The following is a 6836-nucleotide window of genomic DNA, read 5'->3' as shown; positions in this document are numbered from 1 at the left end:
ACGCCTTAAGTTTAACTCCAATTATGCTGCTTAATGTTTTGTTACATAAATATGTTTTTTCCCGCCTACCTACTTATGAATCCACTTTTCCCTTGATGTTACAAAACTCACTCGACTTGGCTTATAGCAATTGGGAAATCTTCCATTCATACCTGTATTCAGCAACGCCATAAATAACTTGTTGCGCTAGCAGGCTTTTCGTGCTGGCAACTGGTTGGTAGAAGAAAGAAAGCAACAGCGAAGGTTTGTAAAATGGATGAAGTCGTCAAGAAAGTAGCTGCCTTGGGTTTACCAGGTATCATCTTGGTAGTAACGATGGCTGCGACAGGTTTAACAGGAGCGGCTGCAATCACAGCAGCTCTAGCATTTCTAGGTGGTCCGGCAGGAATGCTCGGAGGCATTGCCGTACTAGGTTTGACGGGATTGATTGCAGAGGCTCTGACAAAAGTAGGGTTAGAGGACTTGCTAACAGCAATTTATTGCCAAAGGCGCTTATCTGAGCCACACGGGAAACTTTTAGATGAGATTGAGCAATTATCCCTGTTTGACGGCGATATCAAAGAAAGGCTCAAGCAAACTGTGACAGATGGATGTGGCTGTTCAGCAGCCAGCGCTGCCAACATTTCAGATGTTACCCTTGAAGCTCGCGCCATTTTAGAAGCTGTCCCAGGAATGACACCAGCACACCACAGGGATTTTAACAGCTCCAATCCGATTATCAGACTTAGGGATGGAACAGCGGTTAGGGCTTGGAAAAACCCCCTCGGCGTTGACCACATTTTTTTAGCCGATCCTGATGGCAAAATGATTTACGGTGGCTTCGTAGGGTGGATTCACAGCGAGGGGTTGAATCAAGCGCTCTTGCAAATGAGAAGAGACTTGACGTAAAGTAGATAGGATAGAAAGCATATTGTAAATAAAAGTTAAGTTTTCCAAACCACTACCATGCCCTTATTAAGAGCTAAGGGTCATCTAGCAGAAACTTAAAGGCTAAATCACTGAGAATTTACTAACGGTTGCCACTTCAGATACATCAGAGTATAATGTTTGACATCAGCAAAAACTGTTAGAAATAGAGCATTTAGCTGTTTTCCAACAAGTAAGCACGGCTGTATCCAACCAGCACTTATACATCTCTAAATTTCTGATAGTCGTCTTGGTAGGCTTTTTTCTACGCCTCACCGCAAAGGCCTCCCACACTTCTTTGAACTCAGAACTCGATCGCTCCAAAATCGATCTGGGACCATCGCTCTAAATCTTGCCTTCAAACCTCTGATGCCAGAGGATATACCCCAACACGGTAATAACCAGAGTGATGCCTCCTCCTACCCAAGCCAGCATAGGATTGTAACCGCTACGGCTGAGGGTCTGCATCCATAGATGGGTGCGATCGGAGGATATTAACCAATCTGCGACGACCGGAAAAAGATACATCAAAGATGCACCAACGATAAGCCAGCCCACCATAGAGGCGAGGAGAAAGATAGTTTTGGCTGTAGATTGGCTACCCATGAGCAATTGCGGTAAAGAACTAACTTTGAGATTAGCTCTTGAGATGCGTTATGTCAGCACAGGTATAGCCCGAGACAGTGGGCGATGCAAGCGTGAAACTTTAGAATTGATTTGAAGCCAAAGGTAAAGGGCGTTGCTGATGCCAGGGTATGAAGGGCTAAATATGCAAGTCAGAGAAACCAGTATCCATAAAACTTCGGGATTTTCAAGTTATTTTTTTCATACCCTGATTAAGCAACGTTAGTAGCAGATGTTCCTTCACCGCATCAGACACAGTGTTATCACGGCGGCACTAGACGCAACAGACAGGGATGTGCGGAAGGTACAGAAGTTAAGCAGACACAAGAATCTAAACACCTTGATGGTGTATGACGATAATCGCGGCCGCGACCAAAGAGACGTTACCGATTTACTTGATGGGATGTTTTGAGCGATCGGCGGTTGCCCGTGTTCTCGGCGGGCGATCGGTGCAACTTGGTTGGGAGATACTTATGACAAACTGATGAAGTTTCTATTATTATTGGCAAAGTTTAAATCAAAGTTCGCGTATGTGGTTAAGTCGCTTCTCGTGGCTAAAGCGTTTATCAGTGATAATTCCGGCTTTCTCCCTGGCTTCTGTACAATCAGTTCAAATAGCCTTGAGCTTTCAGCCCAATCATAATTGGTCTTTCTCTGACACTTTTTCCCAAATTTTAATGCCAGTATTGGGTCCGCTGGCAATTTTTATTTTTCCCTACTCCGCTGATATAGTCCTAATTTATTTAATTTTAAGTGTAATTTTTTTGCCTATGGTTCTTGCTCATCCCATTTGGTTAAAGTGGTGGGCTGCAATTCTCACAACGATAGGGGCTTTTATTTTGGTATTTTTGGGTAAAATCCTTGTTTATTCAGGGGTTTAATTTCATGGCGATCGAGCTTCATCACATTGCGTTGCTTTTTAAGGATTTGTAGCACGTTTCCTGGCTTCGGATGCTTTGATATCATAACCGGAGTTAGGATTAGTTTTGTGCAATTGCATTAACAAATCGATGTAGAATTCGTAGTAGTCCTGCACTGTGGCAAGGTATGAGCTGCGGAGTTCTGCGGTGAGTATTTTACTGCGGAGATTTTCAATTATTTTAAGACAAGCTTCAATATCATTGAGAGCTTCGGTAAAATTGCCTAGCGATCGTTTGATAAAAGCCATGCTGTAGAGGGTGAGTGCTTCTTCCTCGGTTGCGCCAATTGCTCGAAAAAGAGGAAGGGACTGGTTGTAAGACTCTAGCGCTTTCTGCTTTTCTCCCAAATTTGCGTATAATAAGCCGATGTTGGTGAGTGTAAAGGCTTCCACACGGCGATCGCCTATAGCCCTGCTCAAGGGAAGGGACTGGTTGAAATACTCTAGCGCTTTTTGTTCTTCTCTCACCTCATTGTATAGACCGCCGAGGTTGTTGAGGGTTAGAGCTTCCCCACGGCGATCGCCTACAGCTCTTCTTAAGGGAAGAGACTGGTTGAAATACTCTAATGCTATGTAGTATTCTCCCAATTCTGCGTATAATAAGCCGATATTGTTGAGGGTAACGGCTTCCCAACGGCGATTGCCCACTGCCCGACTCAGGGGAAGGGACTGCCTGTAATACTCTCTTGCTTTTTCTTTGTCTCCCAACTTATTGTACACTAAGCCGATGTTGTTAAGGGTGATAGCTTCCGCATTGCGATCGCCCACTTTCCGACTAAGGAGAAGAGATTGGTTGAAATACTCTTTTGCTTTTTCTTTGTCTCCCCAATTTGCGTATACTAAGCCGATGTTGTTGAGAGTAGTAGCTTCCCCACGGAGATCGCCTACAGCCCTGCTCAAGGGAAGGGACTGGTTGAAATACTCTAACGCTTTCGGGTTTTCTCCTAAATCTGTATACCTTAAGCCGATATTGGTAAGGGTAATAGCTTCTTGCTTGCGATCGCCCACTCCCCGACTCAGGGGAAGAGACTGGTTGAAATACTCTAGCGCTTTCTCTTTTTCTTCCAACTTATAGTAAACCTCGCCGATATTGTTGAGGGTAATAGCTTCTTGCTTGCGATCGCCCACTCCCCGACTCAGGGGAAGAGACTGGTTGAAATATTCTAGTGCTTTCTCTTTTTCTTCTAAATCATTATAGACAACGCCAATTTTGCTGAGGGTGCTAGCTTCGCCATTCCGATCGCCTACTGCCCGATACAGTTTTAATGCTTCTTCATATTTGACAATCGCACTTCTTTTTGCTTCCGCTGTTCCTTGTTCGTAAAGTTTCTCGGCTTCTTCATATACTTTGTCGGCAGCATCACTACTGTTACTTTGTGCTATTTGTAAGCCTTTACCAACTGATACGGCTACTGCCACTGGCTGACTTAGCTGAAGCGAAAGTGCGATCGACATACCGACCAAAAACCATTGAGCGCGATCGAGCATAGCCACCCTTTTGTATTTTTGTTAATCTTAATCACTAGCCTGCTTAGTGTAAAGCAGGAAGAAGTTATGGGGATCGAGCTTCGCCAATTTCCTCAAGTCGGTAGCTCGATCGGCACAACAAATGGCTGAAATGACTGCATTTTTCGGTTGGTCAGTAACGAGCAATTCTTCTGCTAGATTGGTTCTACGTTTGGCGCGATCGAACGGCTGCAACGGCTCGCACAATTGCACCGCAGCCACGGTTCGCACGTCTGGCACTGTCGTCACGGCTCGGAGCGCACTTCCATTCGCAGGGTTAAGGCTAACGGCATTTTCACACCTCTGGCCCAGTTCCGTATATAAAATTGACAGAAAGGAGACGGTGCAGATGATAGAGGAAGAATTTAGAATACACGACCAAATCCAGTTAGTTTTGGCAGGAATCATTGGCAAGAATATTTATTTTCCACTCCAATTCGTTCCAGACATGAAAGTCGAACAAACAGAAAGTTACGTTCTCATTAATTCGGGCTACAAAACAGATACTTTTAATCTCGTTATTAGTAAAAAATTTGATAGCGAAGACGGAAAGCGTACTATTGCCAAGATGTGCGAAGAGTTTAATTCAGCTCGTTTACCAGCAGCTTGGTGGACTTGTGAAGAATTTCGGGATGCTTATGTCTTTTCAACCTTAGAAGAGTATGGATTTATCGAAGATGAAGTGGATATGGGTATGGTTGCAAATCTTGATGATTTACCACAAGACGTTCAGTATCCTCTTAATCTCAAGTTCCGCATGGCCACCTCTTTCAAAGAAATCAATGAGTTTGGAAAGATTATCGCTTCACTTTTTGAGCCACCAGATGACTTCGTTATGCAATTTTATCGGCGGGTGGGAGAGTTGGATAATTTGGAGAATCGTCCTTTGAGATTGTTTCTGGGGTATGTCGATAATAAGCCTGTTTGTACGAGTTCAATCTTTTTGCTTGGTCAGACAGCAAGCCTCTTTGATATCAGTACGCTGCAAGAATTTAGAAATCGGGGTTACGGCTCGGCAATCACACATTATACGCTCAGTTATGCCAAAAAACTCGGAGCGCTTTTTGCCACCCTTCAGGCAGCACCGGATGGTGTAAATATTTACAAGCGAATGGGCTTTAAGGAAACTTGTACTTTCCGAATCCACTCAAACAAAAGGAGGATTTTAGGATATTAAAGAAGTAGCCCTCAACATCTTTTTGCACGAGTTGCCCAGAAAGCCGATCGCCCCTGGTTGTCTCTTCAGTTTTTAAGCATGGAAGGGACAGGCTACCATTGATGATATAGTTGCGCGGCTGCGCCCCGCAACTATTAGCGGGCTACCCGCCTAAATTGTTCCGGGCACAATTGAAGACCTTCTTTAAGCAAGATATTGTCGGCAACAAATCTAGAATCTGCTCTAGAATCTGAGTTTCTGATAGCAGGTTTTACAATGCGAAGAATTGGGTAAAGTTTTTTGTTGCCGATAAGATTATGTGGTTTGCCATCAGGAGAAATAAAGAAAACCCACCGCTCCAAGGGTGAAATTCTACAAACTAGGGTGCCACTTTTTACAGTAAGGGGCCAGTCCTTACCTAATTCTTTTTCTGAAATAAACCGCTCCCTCTTTTCCGTCGTGCAACCTGTCGTTAGCAGCAATAGTCCACACACTACCGCATATTTTTTCCAGTTCATTTGATTTGTCTCCCAGATCCTCTTACTTTTCTTAAGTCTGCGATAAACTAACAAAGTTTTTATTCTTCACCTTTTGCTCTATACAGTCTGCTTTAAACGCCAAGCTGTAAGACTCGAATGCTTATTTTTTGATGCAATTATTGAAAACACAATTTACAACCTTCCTCAGATAATACCCTGTGGTCAACAAATTTATAATGTGGGTTTTGGGAGGCAGGTTTCAAAATTGAATAAATCGGGAGATATTTTCCCTTTGTTTCGCTCTTGCCTTCAAGGGTATATTCTTTGCCATCAGGAGAAATAAAGATAATGAAATGCACATCTTGCCAATAAGGGAGAACACAAGCCAAGGTGCCACTGGGTACGGTAAGTGGCCAATCCTTACCAAATTCTTTTTCTGAAACGGGTCGCTCGTTCCTTTGTGGCACGCAACCTGTTGCTAACAGCAGCAAACCTATCGCCAGACACTTCTTACAACTCATTAGACTTGCTCCCAGTTCCTCTTACTTTTCTTAAGTCTGGCACGAGGTAGCTCGGATGAGTTCGGATACGTTCATGGGTAACAGCGTCGGCGGGGACGCTAGTAGCGATATTGAAATTGTTGCTAGATCTGCTCAAAATTAGACTGGTAAAGCTAGGTTGAGACAAAGGGCAGGACAGCGATAGGTTTGCTGCTGAAACTCTGCAAATTGCGCCTTGCCGACGATTGTGTAAGAAATTGATGTTAATGGCTCTATCCTTTCGAGTCGCAGGACATATACGCGACCAGATGCGTCGCCTGCCACAATGGTGGCTCCATCGGACGCAACGGTACAGCAAAATAAGGTTGAAACTAGCGCTCGCCTCCCCACTTTCTCTCATCCCAGACTTTTAGGGTGTTGTCGTAACGGCACAAAAATAGCCCTTTGCCTGTCCCGAGTAATTGCGATTGCGTTGATGTAGAGATATAGCCGAGATACGTGCAAAATAGGACAAGACATAAAGTTTTGTAAATCAAAGACAAAATGACTTGAAGTAGCAAAGCCTGAAATGTTTAGCAGTAAAAGATGGACGCTGTTGGGGTCTGTACGGAGGCAGGGTATAACTAATAGACATCTCCGAAAACAATCAAAGCCTCTGTATAGTTAAGTTAAGTAGGTAGGCGCTGTCAAACACAATTATGTTAAGGATTGTAAAGTATCCAAATGCCCTAAGCGTGGCTAAGTTA

General features: G+C 43.9%; 8 protein-coding genes. 3 read left to right on the top strand and 5 right to left on the bottom strand.

Features of this window, described 5'->3' with window-relative positions; translation table 11 throughout:
- Positions 1-252: 252 nt before the first annotated feature.
- Complete coding sequence (locus QUA77_RS28380) at positions 253-888, top strand: hypothetical protein (RefSeq protein ID WP_333042982.1); 636 nt, start codon at positions 253-255, stop codon at positions 886-888.
- 363 nt (positions 889-1251) lie between these two features.
- Here the strand turns inward: QUA77_RS28380 and QUA77_RS28375 are convergent, their stop codons facing one another.
- Positions 1252-1512: a hypothetical protein gene (locus QUA77_RS28375; RefSeq protein WP_333042983.1), complete on the bottom strand. Its 261-nt coding sequence runs from the start codon at positions 1510-1512 to the stop codon at positions 1252-1254.
- Between the two features lie 368 nt (positions 1513-1880).
- Between QUA77_RS28375 and QUA77_RS28370 the strand changes: the two genes are divergently transcribed.
- Positions 1881-2015 (top strand): hypothetical protein, encoded by a 135-nt coding sequence (locus tag QUA77_RS28370; RefSeq protein ID WP_333042984.1) that lies wholly within the window; start codon positions 1881-1883, stop codon positions 2013-2015.
- A gap of 434 nt (positions 2016-2449) precedes the next feature.
- Here QUA77_RS28370 and QUA77_RS28365 read toward each other — a convergent pair whose 3' ends face one another.
- Both QUA77_RS28365 and QUA77_RS28360 read right to left on the bottom strand, forming a co-directional pair.
- Complete coding sequence (locus QUA77_RS28365; RefSeq protein WP_333042985.1) at positions 2450-3937, bottom strand: tetratricopeptide repeat protein; 1488 nt, start codon at positions 3935-3937, stop codon at positions 2450-2452.
- A gap of 27 nt (positions 3938-3964) precedes the next feature.
- The gene (locus QUA77_RS28360; protein ID WP_333042986.1) at positions 3965-4204 is read right to left on the bottom strand and encodes a hypothetical protein; all 240 of its coding nucleotides are present in this window, start codon (positions 4202-4204) and stop codon (positions 3965-3967) included.
- Positions 4205-4304: 100 nt separating this feature from the next.
- Between QUA77_RS28360 and QUA77_RS28355 the strand changes: the two genes are divergently transcribed.
- Entirely contained in the window at positions 4305-5132 is an 828-nt protein-coding gene (locus tag QUA77_RS28355; RefSeq protein ID WP_333042987.1) for a GNAT family N-acetyltransferase, read from the top strand.
- Positions 5133-5266: 134 nt separating this feature from the next.
- Here the strand turns inward: QUA77_RS28355 and QUA77_RS28350 are convergent, their stop codons facing one another.
- Positions 5267-5629, bottom strand: a complete 363-nt coding sequence (locus QUA77_RS28350; RefSeq protein WP_333042988.1) for a hypothetical protein — start codon at positions 5627-5629, stop codon at positions 5267-5269.
- A gap of 137 nt (positions 5630-5766) precedes the next feature.
- Positions 5767-6111, bottom strand: coding sequence for a hypothetical protein (locus tag QUA77_RS28345; RefSeq protein ID WP_333042989.1), 345 nt, complete (start codon positions 6109-6111; stop codon positions 5767-5769).
- Between the last annotated feature and the right edge of the window lie 725 nt (positions 6112-6836).

The organism is Microcoleus sp. K5-D4, from assembly GCF_036704575.1.
In the GTDB taxonomy this organism is placed as follows: Bacteria; Cyanobacteriota; Cyanobacteriia; order Cyanobacteriales; family Microcoleaceae; genus Microcoleus.
Note: the sequence above shows the minus strand (reverse complement) of the source record. Positions and strands in the feature narration are given on the sequence as shown.